The 24160-nt window shown below is 64.4% G+C and carries 22 protein-coding genes and 1 tRNA gene; 6 read left to right on the top strand and 17 right to left on the bottom strand.

Annotated features, from left to right (window positions below; all coding sequences use genetic code 11):
- Positions 1-36 precede the first annotated feature (36 nt).
- The gene (mnmE, locus tag KF857_12430) at positions 37-1344 is read left to right on the top strand and encodes a tRNA uridine-5-carboxymethylaminomethyl(34) synthesis GTPase MnmE (GenBank protein MBX3112799.1); all 1308 of its coding nucleotides are present in this window, start codon (positions 37-39) and stop codon (positions 1342-1344) included.
- Positions 1345-1362: 18 nt separating this feature from the next.
- Here the strand turns inward: mnmE and KF857_12425 are convergent, their stop codons facing one another.
- The 3 genes from KF857_12425 to KF857_12415 all read right to left on the bottom strand — a co-directional run bounded on the left by KF857_12425 (position 1363) and on the right by KF857_12415 (position 6966).
- Positions 1363-3039: an amidase gene (locus KF857_12425; GenBank protein MBX3112798.1), complete on the bottom strand. Its 1677-nt coding sequence runs from the start codon at positions 3037-3039 to the stop codon at positions 1363-1365.
- An 89-nt stretch (positions 3040-3128) separates the two neighbouring features.
- Positions 3129-4616, bottom strand: a complete 1488-nt coding sequence (locus KF857_12420) for a DUF1800 domain-containing protein (GenBank protein MBX3112797.1) — start codon at positions 4614-4616, stop codon at positions 3129-3131.
- A 52-nt stretch (positions 4617-4668) separates the two neighbouring features.
- Positions 4669-6966 carry a glycoside hydrolase family 95 protein gene (locus KF857_12415; GenBank protein ID MBX3112796.1) on the bottom strand — a complete coding sequence of 766 codons (2298 nt, stop codon included), beginning with the start codon at positions 6964-6966 and terminating at the stop codon, positions 4669-4671.
- Between the two features lie 158 nt (positions 6967-7124).
- Here KF857_12415 and KF857_12410 point away from each other — a divergent pair, with 158 nt between their 5' ends.
- A complete protein-coding gene (locus KF857_12410) occupies positions 7125-7649 on the top strand; it encodes a hypothetical protein (protein ID MBX3112795.1) in 525 nt (174 codons plus the stop codon).
- Here the strand turns inward: KF857_12410 and carA are convergent.
- Both carA and KF857_12400 read right to left on the bottom strand, forming a co-directional pair.
- Entirely contained in the window at positions 7646-8761 is a 1116-nt protein-coding gene (gene carA / locus KF857_12405; protein ID MBX3112794.1) for a glutamine-hydrolyzing carbamoyl-phosphate synthase small subunit, read from the bottom strand. The genes KF857_12410 and carA overlap by 4 nt on opposite strands.
- Positions 8762-8799: 38 nt before the next feature.
- On the bottom strand, positions 8800-9039 hold the full coding sequence (locus KF857_12400; protein ID MBX3112793.1) for a hypothetical protein: 240 nt from the start codon (positions 9037-9039) through the stop codon (positions 8800-8802).
- Between the two features lie 60 nt (positions 9040-9099).
- Here KF857_12400 and msrA point away from each other — a divergent pair, with 60 nt between their 5' ends.
- A complete protein-coding gene (gene msrA / locus KF857_12395) occupies positions 9100-9609 on the top strand; it encodes a peptide-methionine (S)-S-oxide reductase MsrA (protein ID MBX3112792.1) in 510 nt (169 codons plus the stop codon).
- Between the two features lie 693 nt (positions 9610-10302).
- Here msrA and KF857_12390 read toward each other — a convergent pair.
- Both KF857_12390 and KF857_12385 read right to left on the bottom strand, forming a co-directional pair.
- Positions 10303-10539, bottom strand: coding sequence for a hypothetical protein (locus KF857_12390; protein ID MBX3112791.1), 237 nt, complete (start codon positions 10537-10539; stop codon positions 10303-10305).
- Between the two features lie 134 nt (positions 10540-10673).
- Positions 10674-10749 (bottom strand) — tRNA-Lys (locus KF857_12385).
- A 129-nt stretch (positions 10750-10878) separates the two neighbouring features.
- Here KF857_12385 and KF857_12380 point away from each other — a divergent pair.
- Entirely contained in the window at positions 10879-11406 is a 528-nt protein-coding gene (locus KF857_12380; GenBank protein ID MBX3112790.1) for a GNAT family N-acetyltransferase, read from the top strand.
- 84 nt (positions 11407-11490) lie between these two features.
- Here the strand turns inward: KF857_12380 and KF857_12375 are convergent, their stop codons facing one another.
- The 6 genes from KF857_12375 to KF857_12350 form a co-directional block, all read right to left on the bottom strand.
- Positions 11491-11979, bottom strand: a complete 489-nt coding sequence (locus KF857_12375) for a hypothetical protein (GenBank protein ID MBX3112789.1) — start codon at positions 11977-11979, stop codon at positions 11491-11493.
- A 107-nt stretch (positions 11980-12086) separates the two neighbouring features.
- Entirely contained in the window at positions 12087-12551 is a 465-nt protein-coding gene (locus KF857_12370) for a hypothetical protein (GenBank protein MBX3112788.1), read from the bottom strand.
- 70 nt (positions 12552-12621) lie between these two features.
- Positions 12622-13374 (bottom strand): ATP-binding cassette domain-containing protein, encoded by a 753-nt coding sequence (locus KF857_12365; protein ID MBX3112787.1) that lies wholly within the window; start codon positions 13372-13374, stop codon positions 12622-12624.
- 3 nt (positions 13375-13377) lie between these two features.
- Positions 13378-14433 (bottom strand): hypothetical protein, encoded by a 1056-nt coding sequence (locus KF857_12360; protein MBX3112786.1) that lies wholly within the window; start codon positions 14431-14433, stop codon positions 13378-13380.
- Positions 14434-14436: 3 nt separating this feature from the next.
- Positions 14437-15345 carry a hypothetical protein gene (locus tag KF857_12355; protein MBX3112785.1) on the bottom strand — a complete coding sequence of 303 codons (909 nt, stop codon included), beginning with the start codon at positions 15343-15345 and terminating at the stop codon, positions 14437-14439.
- A gap of 10 nt (positions 15346-15355) precedes the next feature.
- Entirely contained in the window at positions 15356-15736 is a 381-nt protein-coding gene (locus tag KF857_12350; protein MBX3112784.1) for a RidA family protein, read from the bottom strand.
- 191 nt (positions 15737-15927) lie between these two features.
- Between KF857_12350 and KF857_12345 the strand changes: the two genes are divergently transcribed.
- Positions 15928-16650 carry a PEP-CTERM sorting domain-containing protein gene (locus KF857_12345; GenBank protein ID MBX3112783.1) on the top strand — a complete coding sequence of 241 codons (723 nt, stop codon included), beginning with the start codon at positions 15928-15930 and terminating at the stop codon, positions 16648-16650.
- A 79-nt stretch (positions 16651-16729) separates the two neighbouring features.
- On the opposite strand, the gene KF857_12340 is transcribed toward KF857_12345, so the two are convergent.
- The 4 genes from KF857_12340 to KF857_12325 all read right to left on the bottom strand — a co-directional run bounded on the left by KF857_12340 (position 16730) and on the right by KF857_12325 (position 20697).
- Entirely contained in the window at positions 16730-17989 is a 1260-nt protein-coding gene (locus tag KF857_12340; GenBank protein MBX3112782.1) for a flagellar hook protein FlgE, read from the bottom strand.
- A gap of 146 nt (positions 17990-18135) precedes the next feature.
- Positions 18136-18510 (bottom strand): hypothetical protein, encoded by a 375-nt coding sequence (locus tag KF857_12335; GenBank protein MBX3112781.1) that lies wholly within the window; start codon positions 18508-18510, stop codon positions 18136-18138.
- A 2-nt stretch (positions 18511-18512) separates the two neighbouring features.
- Positions 18513-18944 (bottom strand): hypothetical protein, encoded by a 432-nt coding sequence (locus tag KF857_12330; protein ID MBX3112780.1) that lies wholly within the window; start codon positions 18942-18944, stop codon positions 18513-18515.
- A gap of 4 nt (positions 18945-18948) precedes the next feature.
- Positions 18949-20697, bottom strand: a complete 1749-nt coding sequence (locus KF857_12325) for a flagellar hook-length control protein FliK (GenBank protein MBX3112779.1) — start codon at positions 20695-20697, stop codon at positions 18949-18951.
- A 222-nt stretch (positions 20698-20919) separates the two neighbouring features.
- Between KF857_12325 and KF857_12320 the strand changes: the two genes are divergently transcribed.
- Complete coding sequence (locus KF857_12320) at positions 20920-24159, top strand: hypothetical protein (GenBank protein ID MBX3112778.1); 3240 nt, start codon at positions 20920-20922, stop codon at positions 24157-24159.
- Position 24160: the final 1 nt, after the last annotated feature.

Raw genomic sequence — 24160 nt, 5'->3', positions numbered from 1 at the left:
CTTAGCTGGACAAACCCAAGCGCATAATCCCTGCACATGGTCGACCGCCTGGCCCAGACGATCGTCGCCCCGATCACCGCAGTGGGGGGGTCGGTGGCCATGGTCAGGGTCTCGGGGCCCATGGCCTACTCCGTCGCCAAGGCTGTTTTCGCCAACTGGCCGGACAAGGTCGAGCCGAGACGCGCGGTGTACGGGACGTTCGTCCACGGCGACGACGGACTTGCCCTGCCCTTTGCCTCCGGAGCCTCCTACACCGGCGACGAGACGGTCGAGTTCAGCGTTCACGGTTCGGCCGCTTCGGTCGCAGGCCTTGTCGAAGCCTGTTGCCAAGCCGGGGCTCGCCCCGCCGGCCCAGGCGAGTTCACCATGCGGGCCTTCCTTTCTGGCCGGATGGACCTCACCCAGGCCGAGGGCGTCCGGACTCTCGTCGAAGCCCAGTCCGACGCCGCCCTCCGCCAAGGGAGGCTGCTCCGCGAAGGACGGCTCTCCGCGATGGTCGCGGCCGTACGGGAGGCGGTCCTGGGCGCCCTGGCGACCGTGGAAGCCAGCACTGACTTCAGCGAGGAAGTCGGCGACCTCGACCGGGACGTCCTCGACCGGCGTCTGGCCGACATCGTCGGCGAAACCGACCGCCTCCTGGGGACGGCGGCGGCAAGCCGGGTCGCCCACGTCGGCGTCACCGTGGCTGTCGTCGGCAAGCCCAACGCGGGTAAGTCTTCCCTGTTCAACGCTCTCCTCAACGCCGACCGGGCGATCGTCACCGACGTTCCGGGCACGACGCGAGACGCTCTGCACGAGACGATCCAGGCCGGGGGCATGCTCATGAGGCTTGTCGACACCGCCGGACTGCGCGAGACGAGCGACACCGTCGAGTCAGTCGGCGTCGGCCGGAGCCGGGACGCTGCCTCCGAGGCCGACCTCGTGCTCTACGTCTACGACGCCTCAGCCGGGTTCGACGAGGTCGACGAGGCCGAGTTCGAGGTCATCAGCCGGCCAAAGTTGGCCGTGGCCAACAAGGCCGACCTCCCCCACCGTGACGGGCCGGGGACAAAGGTCAGCGCGGTGACGAGGTCCGGTCTGGATGAGTTGCTCAGCCGCGTCGTTGGTTCAGTGGGCGTGGCCGTCGGCGAGGTTCCGTTTGTGCTGCCCCGCCATGTGCCGTTGCTCCAGCGGGCCCGAGAGGCGTTGGTCGATGTGCGGCAGACCTTGGGCCAGCCCGTCCCCGACGACCTTGCCGCCGTCGGCCTCCGGGCGGCGGCCCGGGCCTTGGGTGAGATCACCGGCGAGACGGCGACCCCCGACGTTGTCGAACGGATCTTCCACGATTTCTGCATCGGCAAGTGACCGGCCCGGCGAAGGTCGTCAGGCCCAACGCCGCATGTCCGGCCGCAAGAGCGTCTGCTTGGTGCGCTTCTGTATCTCCCACGCGACCGCGAGCAACCGACCCTCGGAAAAGGCCGGCCCGATGAGCGAAAGGCTGCGCGGACTGCCGTCCGAGGTCAGGCCGAACGGCACCAAGACTTGCGGATGGCCGGTCAGGTTGAGGGCATAGACCACTTGGTATGCCGGTCCGGGAGCGACGATGACGTCGTAGCGGCCGATCTTCTCTTCCATCTCCACCGCCAGGGTCCGACGAGCCCGGTCGGCCTGGACGTGGTCGACGCCGGAGAGGAACCTTGAGCCACGGAAGTACTGGGGCCATCCACTGTCTTTCAGTTCGTGGACCTTGTCCGACCGGGTGAAGGCGTCAAAGGATGCGCTGGCCTCGGCCATCAGGACGGCAGAAAGCCCCGACGGGCCCGGGTCGAGGTACACCGGCTCAAGCTTGGCCCCCATGTCCTGGAGGAGTCTCAGCTCCGGTCGGCGGCCCAGGTCCAGCGGTTTGCCTTCCTGGCCCTTCCCCACCAACGCGCCGATCTTGAGCCGTTTCACGTCGATCCCGCTCCGGTATTCGAATGGCCGGGATATCGTGGAAGGGTCGCGGGGGTCGCGCCCGACAAGGGCGGCAAAGACAAGGGCGCAGTCTTCCGCGTCCCGGCACATCGGCCCGACCTTGTCCATGGACCATGAGAGCGGCATCGCCCCATACCGGGTCACCGACCCAAAGGTGGGACGGAGGCCGGTGACCCGGTTGTTGTGCGACGGGCTGACGATGGACCCGCTCGTCTCCGTGCCGATGGCAAAGGCGACAAGGCCGGCCGCCGTGGCCGACCCACTCCCGGCGCTCGAACCGCTCGCCCCGATCTTGGGGTTCCACGGGCTCTCCGTGCGGCCCTCGAACCACACGTCGCCCATGGCAAGGGCGCCCATGCTGAGCTTGGCGACCAAGACGGCCCCGCTCGCCTCCAGGCGCTCGTAAACTCCCGACTTCACCTCGATCCGCTGGTCGCGGTAAGGCGCGGCGCCCCAGGTGGTCGGGTACCCGGGGACGGCGAAAAGGTCCTTGAGGCCATAGGGGAGGCCATGCAGCGGGCCCCGGTCATGGCCTTCCCGCAGCTCGCGGTCGGCCCTTTCCGCCTGCTTCAGGGCAAGGTCTTCGGTAAGGGTGACGACGCACCTGAGCTTGGGGCCGTACTTCTTGAGCCGGCTGAGGGAGAGCTTGGTCAGTTCCACCGACGTGGTCTTGCCGGCGCGGAGCAGCTTGCCCAGTTCGGCGACTTTGGCGAACGCCCAGTCCTCCTCGGTGACCGGGGTGGCGTCCCCGACGTCGCGGACCCGTACAGTCACTCTCGTGCCCCTGACTTTGTCGGCCGCCATCACCCGGAACACCGTGGCGGGCGCGAGGTTGAAGTCTGCCGAGGCGGCACGTAGCCCAGGCAATTGGCCAAGCAACTCTTTGACGTCCGAAAGGGCCTCCTTGAGTTCGGCGTCGGTGAAGCTCAGCCCAAGGGAGCGTTGGGCCGCACGCAAATCGTCTAGGGTCAGGTCGGCCCCTTCCGTGGCGCGACCAAGCCTGGGTAGCGCGGTCGCCGCGACACTTGCGGCAAAGCCACGTAAAAAGTCCTTGCGCGTCATCCGGCCCATGGTCATGCGGAACATACCCGCGAAGCATCGGCCGAAGTTGTTTCGGAGCCATGCCCGCGCACATCGACTCGGTCCTTGCCGAGCGTCAAGCCCTCAACTCGCCCTCAGCAAAGGTGGAACTCAGGCGCCATCCGCATGACGCCCATCGTCTCGTGCATGATCCAAGCGTAGGCAGTGGCGTCCTTCATGATGTCCAGACCGCCGTGCTTGATGACGAACGCCGTGGCGGTGGCCCGGCTTTCCTCCGGCAGGGGGCAGTCGAAGAAGTCGCAGAGTCCGTTGACCAAGTCGCGCGGCACTTGCGGCTTCCTCGCCGTCAAGTACGAGGTCAAGTTCAACATGCACACGTCGGGCTTCCATTTGCCCTTGGACTCTTCGTAGAAGGTGAAGATGCCGTTGAACTGGCGGCGGCGAAGCAGGTTGTTGGACGTGATCCAAGCGTCCCCCTTCTCCCACCCCGCGACACTGGGACAGTACAGGAGGACCATGCCCTGCTGCCCCATCCAGTAATGGACTCCCAGGGCCATGTCAAAGGCGTGTTTGGGCACCGGCTCGTCAAACTTCATCTCCTTGGGGACGACCTTGTCAAAGCCGTCCTTCGCCCCCATGGCGCGGACATAGCCCACGCAGAACTGGAGCGGGTCTTTGACCTTGCGCCTGACGCACTTCTCGTCCCAGAACTCCGGGATACGCGAGAGCTCCATGAGCACCGCCTTGGTGTCGCCCTTTGTCTTGGTGAAAACCCGGGCCAGCTTGGCGACGGCGGAGGGAGAATCGTAGTCACCGCCAAAGAACCGCCACATTTTGTGGCAGACAAACTCGGCGGTGCGGGGGTGGGACGCCAAGAGGTCGAGGACCTGCTCGGCGTCATCGACCTTCTTGCCAAGGACTGTTTTTGACCTTGGGTCGTGGGCGTCGGGCACCCAGGCGAACATCGTGTACGGCTGGTCGAACTCGTGCATCTTGCGGAGCTTTTCCGCGTTCTTGGCGTTGGTCTCGTAGTAAGTGTTGAAGTACGTCCACCCCGTCATGGCCCGGGAGACCTCCTTGACGTCGTCCTCGGTGTAGTGGCCGACCCCAAGGGTGTAAAGCTCCATAAGCTCGCGGGCAAAGTTCTCGTTTGGCTCACCCTTGCTCATCATGCGGACGTCGAGCATCTTCATGAACGCCGGTTCCCTGACCATGGCCCCGAGGATGTCCCTGAACTTGCCCCCGCCGACACGGCGCACCGTCTCCATGTAGTGCATGCTGGCCAGCCCGTCTTCGACCTTGTTGTCGTCGATGGCGAAGTGGTCGTGCCAAAAAACGGCGACCCTCTCGCGGAGGGGCTTGTCCGTCGTGATCAGGTCATAGAGCCACTGCCCGACGAAGCGGTAGCTGCCCGGCTCGGCGTCTTCGCCGGCCTCGCTCTTGAACGCCCACTGGAGGGTGTGGAGGCGACTGGGAAACTCCGGCCCGAAGTCGAGGAGCCGCTCCATCGTCTTCTGCGGGCCGAGCTTCTCGTACTCGTCGAGTTCCCAATGCGATGCGCCCAACCCAAACCGGCGCAACAGGTGCGCGACTTTGCCCCGGTTGTCCAACGGCACGTCCATACCTGTATTGTAGGACGGGCGACGGACGAACGGTCGTCAACATGCGGACATTTCAAGCCGGCTTGATGGTGTACGTCGCTCCCTTCTTTGTCTCGAAGCCGATCGTGCCGTCAGCGTCCGCGATCGAGCGCGCCGAGGCCCGCACCGGCGTCGGTCCATGGACGCGGAGCGGCAACCCGGCCAGGCTCTTCACTTTGGCCTCGACCAGCTTCCCCGCTTTCCAGACGATGTCGACCTCGAAGCCGCCTCGGGCGCGAAGTCCTTTGACACTGCCGTTGGGCCAAGCCGACGGCAGGGCGGGAAGCAAGTCCAGGGCCCCGTCGTGGCTCTGGAGAAGCATCTCCGCCACCCCGGCGGTGTAGCCGAAGTTGCCGTCGATCTGGAACGGAGGGTGGTTGTCAAAGAGGTTCGGTAAGGTCGACTTGGCGAGAAGGAGCCGCACGTTCTCATGGGCCGCCTCGCCGTCATGGAGACGGGCGTACATGTTGATGATCCACGCCCGCGACCACCCCGTGTGGCCGCCTCCTTTGGCCAGGCGCGCCTCGATCGACTTGCGTGCCGCCGCGACAAAGTCGGGTGTCTTGCGGAACGTGAACTCGGCCGAAGGGTGCAGGCCATAGAGATGGCTCATGTGGCGGTGGCCCGGCTCCGCCTCGCCGTACGGCTGGGCCCACTCCATGATCCGGCCGTCGGCCCCGATCTTTGGCATGGCCAGGTTCTCACGTGCCCGCCGGACCGCGTCGACCACCGGGTCGGTCTGGCCGAGCTCCCGAGCCGCTTCTAGGGTGTTGGTGAAGACCTCCCAGATGATCTCCTGGTCCATTGCCGGCCCCATCGAAATCGACGCCCGCTGTCCGTCCGGGGTGATGTAGGTGTTCTCCGGCGAGGTCGACGGTCCGCTGACGAGTTTGCCGGTCGTCGGGTCGGGCACGAGCCAGTCGAGCAGGAACAATGACGTGTCGCGAAGGACGGGCCATGCCCGGTCACGGAGGAACACCTTGTCTTGGGTGAACCGGTAGTGCTCCATGAAGTGCGCGCTGCACCACGCCCCACCCATCACCCACATCCCCCAGACGGGTTCCCCGCTTGTCGCGGCATAGAGCCAGACGTCACCCTCGTGGGCCATGCAGAAACCCCTGGCCCCAAGGCGCTCGGCCATGGTGCGCCCCGCATGCTGGCGGACCGCGTCGATGTACCAGAAGAACGGTTCGTGGCACTCGGCGAGGTTGGTGACCTCGGCGGGCCAATAGTTCATCTGCAGGTTGATGTTGGTGTGGTAGTCGGAGAACCAGGGAGCCTCCTCATGGTCGTTCCACAGGCCCTGTAGGTTCGCTGGTTGGCCGCCGGGCCGTGAACTGCCGACCAAGAGGTAGCGACCGTAGTCGAAAAGGAGCTTCTCCAGGCCCAAATCGACGACGCCGTCGCGGACGCGGGTCAACCGCTCGTCCACCGGCATCGGTCGCTGAGGCAACGCGTCCAGCTTGAAGGTGCACCGCTCCATCAGGGCCCGGTGGTCGTCGACGGCGTCACGCTTGACCGCGCCATAGCCTCGCTTCATCGCCTTGTCCAAGCGGTTGTTGGCGCGGGCCAGGAGGTCGTCGCCCAGGGGGCTCGACGGTTCGGCTCCGTTATAGTCGGTCTCGATCGCGACCCAGACGACGGTCTCGTCGCCACGGCGCACGGTAGCGACATCGACGACAAACCGTACTCCCTTGTGCGTCCCTTTGTGGTCAGCCTGTCCCTCAAGGACCAGACGGCCACCCTTCTCCACCGCCTCCTTGCCAAAGCGGCTGTATCGCACAGTCGGGGCCGGCCCGCCCTTTTGTTGGAAGACAAGGACCTGGTCCGGCCGGCTGGCAAAGACTTCCCGCCTGATCTGCTTGCCCCCGACCGTGAACGTGGTCGAGGCGACACCAGACTCGAGGTCGAGCTCCCGGCGGTATGCGGTCGGCTTGAGTGCAGCCCAGGCGTCGGTCAACAAGGTCAGGTCACCCGCGCTTTGGTAGCTACGCGGGGCAATACGCCCTGCCAACGCACCGCGGACCACCTTCTCCGCCTCAGCCGCCTTTCCCGCGAAGAGCAGTTCACGGGCCTGTTTCACCGCCTCCAACGAGCCGACCGGCTGCTCGGGGACCGGGGGGCCCGCCCACACCGTGTCCTCGTTGAGTTGGAGCCGCTCGCTGACGACGTCGCCGAACACCATCGCCCCCAGACGGCCGTTGCCGACCGGCAGCGCCTTGGTCCAAGCGTCCGCCCCTTCGGCGGGGCGGGAGTACCAGAAGTCACCGGCCGAAGCGACCGCGGCACAGGAGAGGAGTAGGGCGGCGAGCACCGGGGTCATGACCGACATCACGTTCAAACATACCTGGCAATTCATCCGGAGTAGACGGCGACGGCGCGTGCCAAACATCTCGGTAGGCGACCGCAGTTTGCGGGCCGACTTTGATGGACGGGGCAGAGGAAATCTGCCGGGGCAGGCTGCTCGGCTCCCCGGCGCGGGTGAGATGCGTGAACTCACCATGTACGGCGCTTGGCACCATTAGCCGCGTCGGCGGTGGCTGTCTTCTGATCGAGACGACCTACAAACACCCCGGCCTCGGGTCGGAAGAAGTCCTTCTCGACGTCTTCGGCAAGTCGTTCCAAGTCTGTCAGCCCACCAAAGTCATGTTCCTCGACACGGTCAACGTGGTCGTGGCCGTGCCGCCCGAAATCGAGTTCATGGAGACGCCCTGCCAGTACATGCTGAACAAGGCTCCCGCCGACGGGGTGGTCATGGTGGAGGAGGACGAGGTGCCCGTCCAGGTCGTCGGCCTGTGCGCGAGTGGCTTTGTCTTTGAATGCACCCAGTATCTGGAGACGCGCTTGCCCGCCAAGTACATGGTACGCGGCGCCCTCCGGGACCACATTGTCGAGGGTGACTACAGCTTTGAGCGCTCCGGGCCTGACCGGTTGACGTGTGGCGTGGCGATCAAGGCGAACGACCGGATCCAGGCCGCCCTGTGGCTCGGTGCGGTGCGCGACCTGGTCGCCTAGACGCCGACCAGCGACGACGCGGTGATCTTCTCCACGAAACGGACGAAGTGCTTGCGGCTGTCCCATGGGCCGGGCGCCGCCTCGGGGTGGTATTGGATGCTCCAGGCGTCCGCGTCGGGGACGCCGATACCCTCCACCGTGCCGTCGTTCAGGTTGACCTGGGTCACCACCGCCCGGGTGCCGCCCAGGGACTCCGGATCCACCGCGTAGCCATGGTTCTGGCTGGTGATCGTGACCGACCCGTCCTCCAGGTCCTTGACCGGATGGTTCGAGCCACGGTGGCCGAACTTCAGCTTGAACGTCTTGCCCCCGACCGCCTGGCACAGGAGCTGGTTTCCCAGACAGATGCCGAACAGCGGCCGCGCGCCCAGGAGCCCCTTGACTGTCTCGACGACCGGACCGAGCAAGGCAGGGTCGCCTGGTCCCGGAGAAAGCAAGATCCCGTCCGGGTTGTGGGAGAGGATCTCCTCTGCGCTCGTCGTGGCCGGAAAAACGAGCGACCGGACCCGCAAGGCGGCAAACCGGCGCAGGATGTTGTACTTCAGGCCGCAGTCAAGGACGGCAAGCCTTGCCGCGTAGGTGACGTCGCTGTCCTCCATCCCGCCCATACCGTCGATCCCCCACGAATAGGGTGCCCGGGTCGTCACCGAGTAGACGAAGTCGGTCTCACCGTAACCTTTGGTCGCACGGAGTCGGGCGAGGGCTTGGTCCGGGTCAGTCGTCACCATGCCCATGACCGCCCCCCCGCTGCGGATGCGTTTGGTGACGGCCCGGGTGTCCACCCCTTGGACACCGGTCATCCCTCGCTCCAGAAGGAGTTGGTCTAGGGTCTTGGTCGAACGCCAGTTGCTGGGGCTGTCACAGGCCTCGCGGACGACGACCCCGGCGGGCTGGAGACGGGCCGACTCAAAATCGTCGTCATTGACGCCATAGTTCCCGATCATCGGGTAGGTGAAATTGACGATCTGGCCGGCGTAGCTGGGGTCGGAGAGGATCTCCTGGTAGCCGGTCATCCCCGTGTTGAAAACGACCTCCCCGACCGCCTCACCAGGCGCTCCGATCAGGCGCCCCGGAAAGACGGCCCCGTCGCTGAGTACGAGGAAGGCGTCCACTGGTGTCCGGCGCATCATACCGGAGGGGACGGCTGGCGTCAGGACTTTGTTGGGCCGGTCTGTTGCCTGGCCTTCGGTGCCGGCGGCCGCTGGTCGGGCCGGTAGAACCCCTTCATACCACCGACCCCTTTCTCCTGCTTCGCCGTGTCCCCCGGCAGGAACTGGACGCTGGACTTGTCTTCCAACTTCTTGACGTCGACGACCTCCCCGCTCGGCGACGGGGCCACGCACCCGGCGACAGCCAAAGCCACCGCCCCGAGGCAAGTCCGGACGCCCATGGGCCTAGTGTATCCTTCGGATCGAGAAGGCGCGACGGCGGCGTCAGAAAGAGAGTGACGATGGGAAACAATGCGCTCAAGAAGGCCACTTTTGGCGCCGGGTGCTTTTGGGGGGTCGAACACATTTTCCGGACCGTCCCCGGCGTGGTCGATACCGTGGTCGGATATGAAGGCGGGAGCATGGACCAGCCGACCTACCGCGACGTCTGCACCGACACCACCGGCCACGCCGAAGTGGTCGAAGTCACCTATGACCCCGCCGTCGTCGCCTACGACGAGCTGCTCCGCGTGTTCTGGGAACTCCATGACCCGACCCAGTTGAACCGGCAGGGCCCCGACTACGGGTCGCAGTACCGGTCGGCGGTGTTCTATCACGATGAGGAACAGAAGGCCGCCGCCGAGGCCAGCAAAGCCTGGGCCCAAGAGTTCTTTACCAAGCCGATCGCGACCAGGATCGAGCCCGCCACGACCTTCTGGGTCGCCGAGGACTACCACCAGCAGTATCTCGAAAAGACCGGCCGGGCCAGTTGCCACATGCGCCGGCCGCTGGTCAGGCCGTCGCACGGGTAGAGACATTGCGGCAGCGCAGGTGGTTCCGTCGGCGGTCGACGCGACGACGGACGGCGACTCCGTCAAAAACAAGAAAGACCCGCGGTCTGGGCAGATCTCTGTCCAAATGTACGGGTACATGGTAAAATGCTACGAGCGGCCTGCGCGTGGGCCATCCAGAACGGGGCGCTACGATTGGTGTACGGGTGAAGCAGGCCCGTCAACGGGGATTGGCACCCTCACGACCAGGTCATTATGCACTACTACAATGGTAAAGGGATATGCTCTCATTCTCCTCGGTGTGATGCTCCTGATGTATTCAATGTATCAAGGGTTTGTTTTGCAGCGCGTGGAATCTAGAGGTGGGAAAGTATTCGGAAAGATTACCACTTTAGAAGGTAATGATGCAATCGTGCTAGGAGGACTAGGAGTCTTCATTGCAGTAACTACTTGCGCGATTGGAGTTCTCACCATACGCAATGACAGGGGCAACAGCTCCTGACTTCTGCTGACGGAACTGCACGCGCACTAATCCACCGATCTCACCACCGACAATTTCCTCTCAACTATGCCATCGCCCATAGGTTCTCTTAATACACTATCCTCAGCATCAGAAGACAGTAGATTGTCGTCCGGTCTTCACTGCTACCGTAGATTGATCACAAAACTGATCGATTTACACATTTTCAATCCAACAACAATTGAAATATGCATTTATTGCGCGTTTCTTAAGCGATCAAAGAACGACTCTTCTTCACCCTTCCTAAACACATCGAAATAGATACCTTCGTCTCCCAAGGCCCCGCGCTTGATAGCGTCCATTTTCGCCACCCACTTCTCGTGGTGGATGCTCCCATCGACGAATACGTTGACGCCCTCGACCCGGTAGTCAACTTCTAGCACTATCGATCCGCTGCCGGTGGAAACCGCGAAGTGGTGCTTCTCCGGCACGGCTGAGTTCCGCCGATATGTCGAGACGGAGATCCTGAGCGCCGTAACGCACACCTGACATTCATTCCGCAAAACTCTCTGCCGCAAAAATCAAAGAAACCTGCACGCTCTGTGCAGGTTTCCTAGTTCAATCCTGGTGGGCCGTGTAGGGCTCGAACCTACGACCCGCTGATTAAGAGTCAGCTGCTCTACCAACTGAGCTAACGGCCCGGGAGTCGGAAGGATACCACTGACGAGGGGCGTGGTCAAGGGAGTGGGTCCGTCTTCCGCCAGGACCGCCGGGTCGTCGGGCCGTTCCAACCCCAGGCGGAGCCCAGAGGCGGCAGGTATCGTCCCCGGATGCTCATCCGCCCCTATCGACCCCAAGACGCCGCCGGAGTCGTCAACACGATCAAGACGGTGTTCGAAGAGTACGGGTTTGGGTGGTACCCGGAGAGCTATTGCCAAGACGTCTACAACATCGACCGGGCGTATCCGGCCCCCGACAACTGGTTCTGGGTCGTCGAGGATCCCACCGGCGAGGTCGTCGGATGTGCGGGACTTGCCCTCCACGAACGGCTCCCGGGTGAACCTGGTGAGGCCGTCGAGGTGGACGGCGACCAACGGGTCGCCGGTTCGGACTGTGAACTGGTCCGGCTCTACGTCCTCCCCCAGGCGCGGGGGCATGCCCTGGGCCGACGCCTGACCAAGACGGCCATGGCCCAGGCCCATGAGGCCGGCCGCACCCATATCGAGCTCTGGAGCGACAAGAAGCTCACCCACGCCCACGCCATGTACGAGGCCCTGGGCGCGGTCCGCGTTGGAGACCGGATCTGCCCGGGCGACCCTGACCAGGCGCGCGAATGGGGCTACGTCCTGCCCGTCTGAACCCCCGGGCCTTGACATGAGGAAAGCCTGCCCCCTATGGGGAGGCAGGCTTCAGAGAACACACAGTGGTCGGTTGCGACAGCCTTACTTGCCGCCGCCACGCCGGGCGCCGCCTGCCCCGCCACCGCCGCCCGGGCGGTTGGCGCGGGCCTTCTCACGGGCAGCCTTTAGAAGCTTCTGATACTCGGCGTACTTGCTGTCGCCCATGATCTTCTTGAGCGAAGCCTCATAGTCCTTCTGCATCTTCTGCATCTCGGCCCGGCGTTGGTCGTTCGCCGGCGGCCTGCCGTTCGCCCCGCCCGCGGGCCGGCCCTGGCCAAACATCTTCTGCATCTTGGCCATGCGGTCCTTGTTGAGCGCCTCGATCTTCTTCTTCTGGTCTGCGGTCAGCTTCAGCTGGTCGTAGATCTTGTTCATCATCTCCTGGCGCTGCTTCATCATCTGCTGGCCGTTCGCTCCGCCCGGCCGCCCTTGTCCGGCGCCGCCACGCGGGCCGGCGCTCTGGGCGATCGAGGCGGTGGCCAGAGCCATGACGGCCCCAGACACGATCAGGGTCTTGATCAAATTTTTCATGGTCGTTCCTACCAAAGGACGATGGGAAAGACGATCCACCATGCCCAAAGTTCAGCGGGCCCAGCGACTCCTGTCTGGGCCTGCGTCAAGATTCTGTCAGGCGGGCCTTAGCCGCCCCGCTTCCCCGAGCCGCTTCCCATCAGTTGCTTAAAGACCTTCTGCATCTCTTTCTGCATCGCCGTCTGGTAGGCCTTGTACTTGGATTCTCCCATCGCCGACTTCAGTTCCGATTGCCATGCTTTCCCTTCGGCGGTGGCCTCGTTGACTGCCTTGCGCATGGCCGGGTCGTTGGCATTGCGCGATGCGGCCCCCCGCTTCATCAGGGCCTTTTGCATGTTGTAAAGCTTGTCCATGTGCCGCGCGTCGGCCGCGGCGACCTTCTTCTTCTGGTCGGCGGTCAGGCCGATCGAATTGACCGCCTTCTTGTGAGCGTCCTTCATCGCCGCCATCATCTTGTCCATTTGCTGGGCGGATGGCATTTGTGGCGATGCTGAGCCGCTCTTTTGGGCCATGGCGAGCGCGGCGGACAGACAGGCCCCGATGACGACGACCGACTTGATCAAGTTCTTCACAGTGACTCCTTGTTGGACCAGCTGTTTGGAGCCCGCCCAAAAAACATATACGCGGACCGCACGGTTTTGGTTAGGGCCGCGCCTCAAAACTCTCGATCCCAAGGGATTCCGCCCTTGACTTGGCCACAAGCTCCGCCACGACGCCGTCCTTCACCGACTTGAACTCCGACGGCGTGCCGACAAAGGCCCACTCTCCCGCGGAAAGGAACGCGATCCGGTCCGCCACGCGCAGGACCGAGGTCACGTCATGGCTGACGACGACACTGGTCACCCCAAGCCGGTCGCGGGTGTCGACGATCAATTGGTCGATCGAGAACGCGGTCACCGGGTCCAAGCCGCTGGTCGGCTCGTCGTACAAGACGACCTTTGGCTCCATGCAGAGGGCCCGGGCAAGTCCCACCCGCTTGCGCATCCCGCCGCTGAGTTCGCTCGGCATCATCCGCTCTGCCCCTTCCAGGCCCACCTGGGTCAGTTGTTCGGCGACCGCTTCCTTGGCCGCCGCGGCAGAAAGCCGCTTGCGACGGCGCAGGCCGAAGAGGATGTTTTCGGACACGTCCAGGTAGTCGAACAGGGCCGCGTACTGAAAGACCAGCCCCATCTTTTCCCGTGCTTTGTCCGGGTCGCGCAGGACGCTGACGCCGTCCACCGTGATCTCGCCCTTGTCGGGGCGGACAAGTCCGGCGACACTGCGCAACAGGGTCGTCTTCCCTCCCCCGGAGCTCCCCATGACGACAAGGATTTCGCCGGCTTCGACCTTCAGGTCAAGCCCACGCAGAACAGGCTTGCCGTCAAAAGATACGCTGAGGCCGGCGACGTCGACCATGTCTCACACCGATGCCAGGCGGGCGGCACGGACACGGTCGATGGCCTCAGGGCCGACCGCCTTTTCGAAGGACCGGTATCCGGCCAGCTTGAAGCCGTGTTTGTCAGCGAGTCGGCGGGTCTCCTGGACCTGCTCGACCGAGACGTCTTTGCCCAGGGTGAACGATTCCGCCCGACCGTCCAAGGCGAGCATCATCGTCTCGCTCATGCAGGCGTAGGCGGTCTTGGGTGGAAACCCAAAGTCCATGCCGAAATCCACGTCCCCGGGCACGGCGACCACGCCGCCTTCGATCACCAGGACGTCGGGCCGTTCTTTGGCGACCCGCACGCTGACGTCACGGGGCCGGGCGACGTCACAGACGACCGATCCCGCCTTCAAGTCCTCCGGTTGGATGACGGCGGTGTCGGACGACGTGACCGTGACGATGACGTCGGCCTCCCGGACCCGGCGGACGTCGGTCGTGGCCTCTCCCCGCACCACCTGCCCGGCCACCGCCTCGGTACGGGCCTGGTCACGCCCGATCAAAATGGTCTTGGCAAAGGACGGAGCCAAGCACAGGGCGCAGGTCCGTCCGATCGCCCCCGTCGCCCCCACGACCGCCAACGTCGCGCCTGAAGTGTCCAGACCGACCCGCGAGCAAGCGTCCAAAGTCCCCTCCAAGGCCGTCGCGACGGTGTAACTGTTCCCGGTGGTGACCGCGATCTTCGTTCGTTCCGCCACCGTGACACCGCCGTCGCCGACCACACTGGTGAACGCGCCGAGCCCGATCAGGTCGCATCCTTCCTGCTCGGCGATCTCACAACAGGCGTGGATCTTGTCGTAGACCGACTCGAGCGGGTCAGAGAGGAACATCTTGGGGGTCAGGGGGAGCCCGATAAAGACACCTTCGGTCGTGGCCCCGGTGAGAGACCTGACGCCGGTGATGTGACTGGCGACACTCGGCTTCATTGTGCGCAGCAACGCCTCGATCGCACCGTCAGGCATCAGCTTGGCGGGCGGCACCTTTCGCGCGATGTCTTTCGGCGAGATCGGGTGGACGATGAAGGCGAACCGTGTCATGAGTCAGGCGGCGTCGAGCGAAATCACTTGGGGACTCCACTCTAGTTTTTTCAGGACGTCAAGATAATCTTGCGTCGTCACTTTGTCGGGGCTTTTGCCAAGCAGGGTCACGACGACGCCCTCCATGACGTTCGTGCCGAAGGTCTCTCCCCCCATCACCGGTGTGGTCGTCACCACCTGCCGGAGGCCGGTCGTCCTCAGCCAGTCCAAATCTGCCTTGCGGACTGTGTTGGTGATGATCGTCTTGCCCGTCATCCGGTCTGGTGCATAGCGCCGGATGTAAAGGAAGTCGCCGCAGATCACGCTGGCGTCTTCAAAGACCGCCGGAAACTTGGGCTCGCGACGGTCCTGCTTTTCACCCGTTGGATAGAACCACTTGAACGGGAGCATCGTGACGATGGGCAGAAAGAGGCGGCCGACGGTCTCGACTGCCTTGTAACTGCGAAGCGGCACCGGGATCCCCAACCCAAACATCAGGTCGCCGTACACCACGTGCGGGCAGGCGGCGTCGAGGGCCTGGGCCATACCGTAACGGTCTACCGCCGACACCAACATCGCCCGCTCCTGGGCGAAGTCGATCGTGCCTGAGTGCTGAAGGTTCCGCACCGTCTCTCGTTCCAAAGTGTGTTTCAGGCCGCTTCCATCGACGACCGGCGTCTGCTTGACCCCCGCCACCAGGTCGAGGATCTCGCGGAACGCATACTTGCGCTCGCCGACCACGACCCAAATGTCCGCCCCGCCGACGGTGAGGGCGTCAACCTGCCCGTCCAACTCCTCCATCAGTGACTTGAACTTGGCCATGTCGCCGTCGGTGCCGCGCCGCTCGATAACAAACTCCTCACCGAGGACCGTCGCCTCGTGGACTTTGTCGCGTTTGCTGGAACCAAGCGAAACCGAAACGACTCTACGCATCGCCGTGAAGTCAAGAAAGAGCGGCGAGGACTTCGATCTCGACGTCGACCCCTTTGGGAAGACCGGCCACCGCGACGGTGCTCCGGGCCGGTGGGGCCGAAGGAAACCGAGAGCCATAGACTTCGTTAACCGCGGCGAAGTGGTCCATCGAGCTCAGGTAGATCGTCGTCTTCACCACTTTGGTGAAGTCCAGACCCGCGGCCGCGAGCACGCCGTGGATGTTGCGCATGACCTGCTCGGTCTGGAGTCGGATGTCACCGGTCTCCAGAGTGCCGTCGGGCCGGAGAGGAATCTGACCGCTACAAAAGAGAAAGTCGCCCGCCCGCACGGCCTGGGAATAGGGGCCGATCGCCGCCGGCGCGTCATCAGTGGAAACCACGTCGCGCGTCACTCCCAGACTTTACCTGCCCGCCTGGTTTTCGGCCCGGCGAGCCGACAGACCCAACCGATACCCGCACAACTACCTGTTTTCATCCCCTTCCCTAGCGGAATCACGAGGCTGGTAGTTATGATAGCCAGTGTTTATCCCGGGCCGTGGCCCTGGACGCATGTTCTGGATTCGTTCTGGAAAGGGAAGACAACATGAACTTACGAAAAACGGCCTTGGCCGCTGTCCTTACTTTGAGCCTCTCCGCTGTGTCGGCCATGTCGTTGGCAGTCGCCACGTTCTATGGCACGGCTTCGTCGAAGGTCGAGCTCATTAGTGGAAACCCGCTTGTCAACTTCTTGGCGGTCAGCAACACGCTCTACGTCGGCGGCAACGCGGTGGTCCCCGGCACCAACCTCGCGGTCGCTGGTTACGTCAACTCGTCCGGTTTGGCCGGTAGCGTCCCGACCTTGGTCGCCAGCAGTTCGGCCAACGGGTTTGCTGACGCAGGCGGGACGGGATATGCCGACGCCACCGGTCAGTCGATGGCGTACGCGTCGTTTGCCGTCATCAACAATTCGGCCGCAAAGATCGACTACACGCTGCACTTCACCGGTCAAGCGACCGCGGGCGGCACCGCTGACACCGGGTTCGACCTGTTCTACATCGACTCAGCCTTTGTCCTGAACAAGAACTCCGTTCCCCAGTGGACCGGCTCTTGGGTTTGGAGCCAACCGGGCCCCGGAGTCCAAGACCTCGACACCGGTTTGGTCGAGTTCGACATCAACGGCTCGCTGTTCGCCGGACAGACCGCGACGTGGAGCATCCAGACCACGGTGAACGGATACGCGCAGAGCAACCCGGTCCCCGAACCGTCCTCGATGGCCCTGCTGGCCCTCGGTGGCGCCGCGGCGGTCCGCCGCTTCCGCCGAAAGTAATCTGACCTTCCTCTCCAAGTGTTATTGCCCCGTCGGCTCATGGAGTCGACGGGGCTCTCTTCATGTTAAGCGGGCGCTGTTACCGCTTCATATTGATGAGGTCTTGGAGCATCTCGTCGACCGTCGTGACGACCTTGGTGTTCGCCTGGAACCCGCGCTGGGTCACGATCAGGTCAGTGAACTCGTTCGAGATGTCGACGTTGGACTGCTCCAGGAACCCCGAGTTGATCTGTCCCCGGCCGCCGGTCCTCGGCGGGCCGACCACGGGGACACCCGAGTTGTCGGTGTTCCGCCAAAGGTTGTTGCCCTGACGCTCCAGGCCGTTCGGGTTCGGGAAGATCGCGAGAGCGATCTGACCGAGCGGTCGCGTCAGGCCGTTGGTGTAGAGGCCGGTGATGACCCCGTCGCTGCCGACCGAGAACGATGACAGTGATCCGGGGGCGAAACCGTTCTGGTTACTTGCCTGCACCTGCATCTCGGTGGCGAGCTGGCTGATCGTGCTGAAGTCCAGGGAGATCGGGAACGACGGAGTGCCCGACGTGGCCGGCGGGTTGACGGTGATGCTGCCCGGGTTTCCCGTAAGAAGCTGACCGTTGGCCGGGTCGAACGTCATCGATCCTGTCCCCGTCGAGATCGTGTCGCCGTTGGTGCCGGTGACCGTCCAGTTCCAGCGGTTGGTCGTCCCTGTGTCAGAGCTGATCGACAAAGTGAGGTCATGCTGCTGGCCCAAGGAGTCGTAGACTCGGACAAGGCTTTGGGTCGTCTGGCCGCCGGCGGTGAGGAACGCCCGGCTGTCCAGGTTGCCAGTCCAGTCGACGCTGGTCGTCTGTTGCACGGCCGTCCGGGCGCCGACCGGGACGCGGAGCGAGGACGTCGTGCCGATCGGTTGGTTGGTGTCGATGAGACCGGTGGCCGGGTCAGCGGTCCAACCGAGCAGGCGCTCGCCGGTGGCGGTGTGGACAAGGTCGCCGGCGGCGTCGAGGTTAAACGATCCGTCGCGGGTGTAGCTGATCGCGTCGCCGTTGGACACCGGGAAATACCCGTTGCCCTGGATGGCAAAGTCGGTGGGCCGGTTCGTGGCGTTCAACGAACCTTGCTCGTTGTTGACGTCGGTGCCGGCGACCAAGACGCCCAAACCGAACTGGATGGCGTTTGTACCGCCCAACGAGGTGGTCGGCCGCGCGGCGCCGCGGATGGTCTGGGCCAGCATGTCCTGGAACGTGACACGGGCACCCTTATACGCCGTCGTGTTCACGTTCGCCAGGTTGTTGCCGATGACGTTCATGCGCGTCTGCTGCGCTTTGATGCTGGCGACGCCAGCGAGCATGGCTTGAAGCATTTGTTTCTCTTTCCTCGGGATGTCGCTCGACGGTCTCAGAGGTTCCGGCCGTTCTGGCCGTGCTTTCAAGCTCCCCGGTAGTGCCGGGGTCCACTTGCTTTCTCTGTCGCCGCTTCGCAGGGATCGTTTTCTGTCGGGGCCTTCGGTCAAACAATGACGGCGCTGTCGATGTTCGTGAAGACGTTGTCTTTGAGTTGCTGCTGGGAGACAGCGGTGATGACGGTGCGGTTCCGGACGCTGACGACCAAGGCCACGTCGTCGACCATGACGAGTGACTCCTTGGCGCCTTTCTGCGCGGCCTTGTCCACGCCGCCCAGGACACGCTCCCACTTCTCTTGGTCCAGGTTCAGTTCCCTGCTCTGCAACCGCGTCTTGGCATGGTTGCTCAGCCGGAGGCGGTCTTCGAGGATCGCGTTGAACTCGACACCGCTCTTCGGCTGCACGTTGGCGGGAGTCACCGCCGGTGCCGTGCGCGTCTGCAGCAGCTGGTTGATCTGGTTGTTCTGGACCGGGTTGCTCATGGCTATTGGCCTACGTTCAGGATGTTCCCCATCTTCACGTCGACAGCGCCACCGTTCGCCTGCTTGAGCGAGATGGTGTAAACACCGTCTTGGATCTTGAGGTTGGTGACAGTGCCAGAGACGATGGAGTTGCCGTCATTGTTGCCGGCGTCCGTCATCGGCCTGACGGCGGTCACCGTCTTGCCAAGCAGTGCCGAAGCCTGCATGACGTTCATGGACGATTTCAGCTCGTCCATCCCTTGCACGGTGCCCATCTGCGCGAGCTGGGCGAAGAAGCTCGTGTCGCTCATCGGCTCCAGCGGGTTTTGGTTGGCCAGCTGGGCCGAGAGGACGCTCATGAAGTTCGACATGTTCAATGTCTTGGACTTGGCCTTGGCGACGGGGGTGCCGTCGACGAAAGACTGCCCATTGACGCTCGTTACTGTTCCACTCATCGTTTCACACCACGTAATCGACGCTGTCGGGGGTCGTAGCCACATAGGCGGCGACGGCCACCGTCGGGTTGTGTGCCGGGCTCGCGAGCCGGGCGGCTTGTTCAAAGTCGTTGCGCATGGGCTGGCCCTGTTGTTGGCGGTGGCCTGCGTTCTGAGAGGCGTCCCAGCCGGCCTGCTCGTGGCCGACGGTGAACTCACCCATCTGGAGGCCACGGCGTTCGACCGCGGCGACCAAGTCGTGCCGGTGCTGGGCCAGGGCGTGGCGCAGGCCGGGGTCACTGGCCGTCACGTCTGCGTCGACCCGAGGGCCGAGCGTCTTGACCGTCACCGTCACGGTTCCTAGGTCGTCGGGCTGGAGCTTGAGGACCATCTGTCCGGGGCGGCGGGCGTCCACCAGGTCCCGGACGGTGTCGGCCACAGCCTCTCGGACGTGCCGGAACACCTGGACTTTGTCCTTGACGTCCTGGACGCCCAAGGGCGCGGGAGCCGGTTCCGGGACCGGGGACACCGGTCTCTTCGTCGGCTTCTGCTTGTCGTCTTCGAGCAAGTCTTTGGCAAAGTCGGCTTTGCCGGACACAGCCACCTTGACCGTGGACTCTGGCCCAGCCGTCACCTTCACCTTCTCCGCACCACTCTCCATCGAGGTGGGGCCGCCGTCTTCGACCGGCCCCTTAGTCGGCGTCGCGACGACCGTCGTCGGGCTCTTGGCCGTCAACGTGCCCGCCACCACCTCGCTGGACATTGCGGTCAATGTGGCTTGAGGAGTCAGTGGCCGCGTGGCGGCGGAGGTCACATCGGGTGTCGGCGTTTTCGAACCCTCGGTCACCGAAGACGGACTCCCTGCCACCTGCTTCGTCGGCTGTTCTGGTCTCGGCGCCATGGTCTGGGCCACCGGCGTGGCAGAGTCGACAACTTTCGGAACTGCCGCCGTCGCGGGAGGGTCGGCCTTCACATCGCCAATGGATATTGTCTGCTCCGCCTGGGCAGATGTCTTGTCGGCAGTCGAGAGTCCTTGGGCACGTGGCGTCGGTTGGGCGACGGGATTGGCCTCTCTCGACACGGCGACTGGCACTGCGGTGTCAGGCAAGGTGACTGAGGCCGATGGGGCCGAAGTGTCGGGCAACGGCCCGTTGGGGGCCGGTGTCACGGCCGAGGCGACAGTCGCGGGCGTGCCGGCCATGGCATCGAGAGGAAGCCCCGCCGGAGGCACGGCCTTGGGAGCGGCGTTGGCAACCGGGATGTCCTGCTTCACCGCTTCATGCTTCACCGAAAGGTCCGTCGATGACTGGATCGATGCTGGCCCTGGGACGCGCGCCTGGCTACTTTCAACTGTCGGGCCCGGTATCTGGAAGCTCGTCCGCGCGAACGCCCCGGGGTCGACGACTTGGGCAATGTCACCGACGACGGCCAGTTGGGCCCTGGCGACAAGGCTCGGCTGGCAAGGAGCGGCCGATGGTGCCGACACAGTGGGGACGGGTGCCGTGACGGCCGCCGTCGGACTGGACGTGACTGGTTGCAGGGGCAGGCATTGCGGCACCAGCGCGGCGATCAGGTCCAGCTGTGTCGCCGTGGCGTTCTGCCCGTCCGGCGTCGCTTCCTTCTCACCCGCCGAGTCCAGGAGGGCGACCAAGTCGTTGAGCTCGCTTGCAAAGCCCGCCGCGACTTTCTCGCCCATCGCCGGCGTCGTCGCGCCGGTCGCCTGGACCGGTACCCCTCCGCCTGGCCATGCCAGGGTGATGGGGATCGGTTCCATGTTGTCCGCCCCGCCGGTGCGGAGCGCTCACTGGGATGATCGGCGGGCCGCCCCCGCAAATTTAGTGGGAAGATTCCTCAGGACAGTCCCCAGGGTAACCGCCTGACTGGGTGCCATACTCCACGCAGGTCGTCGCCGTCGGACGGGCAGGACATGTTTTGACGCCTCCCTCCGCACGTCGCTGGCGCCTCTAGACAGTTTTACAACCCGACGTGGCACCCCATGAGCCGAAAAGCGAGCCCGAAAACAGTTTCTGAACCAGTCGAAAACCCGACAACCACAACGACCGCCAAGCCCCGCGCCAAGAAAGCCGCGGCCCCTGCCGAAGAGCAGGCGCCGGTCAAGAAGGCGACCAGACCGAAGAAAGCGACCGGGCCGACCCCGGACGACGCTGGGGCGCCAGTGAAGCCGACGGCCCACAAAAAGACTGCCGAGCCCTCCACTGACGCCGCCAAACCGAAGCGCGCCTCCCGTGCCAAGAGTGCGGAAGGCGAGAGTGCGGCCCCCAAGCGGGCGACCAAGAAGGCCACTCCTGCGCCGTCCGCCCAGGAACCCGACATGGACGACGTCGTCGACGGCGAAATCCAGCTCGTCCCTCGGTGGCGGCCGCGCAGTTCTGCCGCCGCTCCGGTGCCGGCCCCAGAACCGGCCAAGCCCACGCCCAAGACCAAAGCCAAGCAGCCGCGGACCAAATCGGAAGGCGACTTCCTCCTTGCCGACGACGAAAAGCGGGTGTCGATCGTCGCCTGGCGCGCCAAGGACGCCAAGCGGGCCACCGGGTCGGTCGCGAAAGACGAACCTACCGAGCCCCTAGAAGAACCGGTCTACGACGCCCGGAAGCACAAGGACCGTAAATCAAGAAGCCGAGACGCGGCGAAGCAGGCCAAGGCCGAAGAACCGGTCGAGGCGACTGTCGAGGCCCCGGCCCCGCCCCTGCCGCCGCCGGCCCCGGTCCGAGAGCCGATCCAGATACCGGAGACCGCGGCCCAAGTCATCGTCAGGGACGGCAACACGATCCTGGTCAAGGACCGCAAGGTCTTGCCTCCCCTCTTCTTCTTCGCCCTCGCCCAAGACGAGTCGCGGGTGGGCACGGTCATGGAAGAGGTCAAGATGGCGGCGGAGAACGGCGTCCACCTCTTCAGCACCCTCGTCGAACTTGACGTCGACCCCACCAAGGTCGACGAGGCCGTCCGCATGGCTGGGTTCATGCTCAGGAAGTTCATTGAGACGGACCCCGAGGCCCTGCTTTTGTTCCGCACGACGTTTGTCGCCGCCCCGGACTGGCAGTCCAAGTTCCCCGAGGCACGCTACGTGGGCGAAGACGGCTCTGTCGCCGAGCCCAGTGTGTGCGACGACGAGTTCTGGGGAGTCGCCGAAGAGTGCTTGGCCGCGTTCGTCGAAAAGCTCGCGGACCTCCCCGAAGCGGACCACATTCTCGGCGTCCACTTGGAGCGGGGCGAATGGTTCTTTCCCGACGGACACGGGTACGACACATCGACCGCCTCGACGAAGCAGTTCCAAGACTGGTTGCGCCACCGCTACCGCAACGACGAGACCACATTGCGGGCCACATGGTTCGACGGCGGGGTCAAGTTCGACTCGGTCAAAGTCCCTCCCTACCGCGACCACGCGTCGCACGACGCCTTTGTCCGCACGGACCGCCGGTCACGACGGTGGGTGGACTTCCACCTCTTCCTGAGCGACATCACTTCGGAACGCATCGTCCAGCTGGGCTATGCCGCCAAGAAGTCCAGCAAGGGGATGTTCCTCGTCGGCGTGAGCTACGGTTACACCTTTGAGTGGAGCCACCCGGCGAGCGGTCACTTGTCCCTGGGCAAGATCCTGCGGAGCCCGGTCATCGACTACATCGCGGGGCCGCCGAGCTACAAGAACCGCGAGCCGGGGGGGACCTGCCCCTTCCCCGCCCCGGTCGACAGCATCGCCCTCAACGGCAAGCTCTACCTGAGCGAAGAAGACTTTAAGACCCCCATCAGCGGGCGAGAAGAGCCCGACGGGTTCAACCCGGTGATGAAGACCCCCCAAGCCCTAGAGAGCGTCCATTGGCGCGGGGCCGGCGCGGCGTTGGCCCACGGCGGTGGCGTCGTTTGGATGGACAGTTGGGGCAACGGGTGGCTGAACTCCCGCGGCATCTGGGAGCGGGCCAAGACGGTGCGCGACACCATGGTCCGCCGCCTGAGCAAGAAGCCCGACGCGCCCGAAGTCGCCATGTTCATCGACGAGCGGTCTCTCGCCCTCCTCGTCGACGAGAGGGCCTTCGGCATCCTCGTCCAGAACGTGCGGGAGGCCGTCCTTCGGTGCGGCTTGTCCGTCGGCTTCTACCTCCTCAGCGACCTTGCCCACCGTGAGTCGTTCCCCGACGCGAAGCTCTACGTCTTTGTGAACGCCTGGGACGTCCGCCCCGAGGTGCGCAGTGCGATCAAGAGCCGGCTTCAGCGCGACGGCAAAGTGCTGTTCTGGCTCTATGCCGCCGGTCTGTTCGAGGGTGGCCGTGAAAGCCTGGAGCGCGTCCGCGAGGTGACGGGGATCGCCCTCCGGCCCCAGCCCTTCTACAGCCGGCCTGGCACGACGATCCTCAACTTCCGTGACCCGCTCGCCGCACCGGTCCCGGCCGACCAGATCGCCCAAGGGGGCCAACTGGAACCGAGCTACTTCGCGATCCCCGAAGACGCCATGGTTCTGGGCGAATACACCCAAACCGGCCTGCCCAGCTATGTGGTCCGCCGGTTCAAGGGCGAAGCCGACGGCACCGGCGAGTGGACCAGCGTCTTCTTGGGCGAGCCGATCGTCTCCCCGGGGCTCTTCCGGGCCCTCGGCCAGATGGCGGGATGCCATGTGTGGAGCTTCAGCGACGACGTCGTCCATGTCGACCCGCCGTACCTGACTGTCCACTGCAAGGGCACCGGGGCACGCACGGTCACCCTCCCCGACAAGTGGGTCGCCTACGACCTCGCTGCGGGCGAGTACCTGCAGCCGGAAGCCAACGGCCTCAAGTTCATGGCCCTCGACGGCACGACCCACACCTTCGTCGTCGGGACGCCCGGAGACGTCCAGGCCGTCGTCAACGCGAAGGTCGAAGACCTCGTCGAGATCAAGGAGCCCATCGTCCGCGACGAAAACACGATGCATTGGGACCGTGTCCGGTTCGAAGTGCCGATCATGAAGCTCGACGAGTGGGTCGAGGAGTCGTGGTCCGACAGTTTGGCCGACGACCTGCTGATCAAACCGTCGCTCCTCGACATTGACCTCAGTTCCTCCGAATCAACTGACGAGGAGACCGCCGAGGGCAAAGTCACCGGACGACGCCGTCGCCGCCGGAAGCGGGGCCGCGGTGGCCCAGAACGCACCGGAACGGAGGAGACCTTTGCGGCACGTGCCGAGGGGGCCGACCGACAGGCCGCGGCAGAGGCCAAGATGAGCGTCCTCTTCCGGAAGCGGGAGTAGG

The sequence above is a fragment of the Fimbriimonadaceae bacterium genome (genome assembly GCA_019638795.1).
In the GTDB taxonomy this organism is placed as follows: Bacteria; Armatimonadota; Fimbriimonadia; order Fimbriimonadales; family Fimbriimonadaceae; genus JAHBTB01.
The sequence above is the reverse complement of the archived record's forward strand: the minus strand, read 5'-3'. Positions and strand labels throughout refer to the sequence as shown.

Bases quoted from the DNA above. Each gene is read 5' to 3' on its own strand.
- mnmE (MBX3112799.1), top strand. From the start codon at position 37: ATGGTCGACCGCCTGGCCCAGACGATCGTCGCCCCGATCACCGCAGTG.
- KF857_12425 (MBX3112798.1), bottom strand. From the start codon at position 3,039: ATGTTCCGCATGACCATGGGCCGGATGACGCGCAAGGACTTTTTACGT.
- KF857_12420 (MBX3112797.1), bottom strand. From the start codon at position 4,616: ATGGACGTGCCGTTGGACAACCGGGGCAAAGTCGCGCACCTGTTGCGC.
- KF857_12415 (MBX3112796.1), bottom strand. From the start codon at position 6,966: ATGTCGGTCATGACCCCGGTGCTCGCCGCCCTACTCCTCTCCTGTGCC.
- KF857_12400 (MBX3112793.1), bottom strand. From the start codon at position 9,039: ATGGGCGTCCGGACTTGCCTCGGGGCGGTGGCTTTGGCTGTCGCCGGG.
- msrA (MBX3112792.1), top strand. From the start codon at position 9,100: ATGGGAAACAATGCGCTCAAGAAGGCCACTTTTGGCGCCGGGTGCTTT.
- KF857_12380 (MBX3112790.1), top strand. From the start codon at position 10,879: ATGCTCATCCGCCCCTATCGACCCCAAGACGCCGCCGGAGTCGTCAAC.
- KF857_12375 (MBX3112789.1), bottom strand. From the start codon at position 11,979: ATGAAAAATTTGATCAAGACCCTGATCGTGTCTGGGGCCGTCATGGCT.
- KF857_12365 (MBX3112787.1), bottom strand. From the start codon at position 13,374: ATGGTCGACGTCGCCGGCCTCAGCGTATCTTTTGACGGCAAGCCTGTT.
- KF857_12360 (MBX3112786.1), bottom strand. From the start codon at position 14,433: ATGACACGGTTCGCCTTCATCGTCCACCCGATCTCGCCGAAAGACATC.
- KF857_12355 (MBX3112785.1), bottom strand. From the start codon at position 15,345: ATGCGTAGAGTCGTTTCGGTTTCGCTTGGTTCCAGCAAACGCGACAAA.
- KF857_12345 (MBX3112783.1), top strand. From the start codon at position 15,928: ATGAACTTACGAAAAACGGCCTTGGCCGCTGTCCTTACTTTGAGCCTC.
- KF857_12340 (MBX3112782.1), bottom strand. From the start codon at position 17,989: ATGCTTCAAGCCATGCTCGCTGGCGTCGCCAGCATCAAAGCGCAGCAG.
- KF857_12335 (MBX3112781.1), bottom strand. From the start codon at position 18,510: ATGAGCAACCCGGTCCAGAACAACCAGATCAACCAGCTGCTGCAGACG.
- KF857_12330 (MBX3112780.1), bottom strand. From the start codon at position 18,944: ATGAGTGGAACAGTAACGAGCGTCAATGGGCAGTCTTTCGTCGACGGC.
- KF857_12325 (MBX3112779.1), bottom strand. From the start codon at position 20,697: ATGGAACCGATCCCCATCACCCTGGCATGGCCAGGCGGAGGGGTACCG.
- KF857_12320 (MBX3112778.1), top strand. From the start codon at position 20,920: ATGAGCCGAAAAGCGAGCCCGAAAACAGTTTCTGAACCAGTCGAAAAC.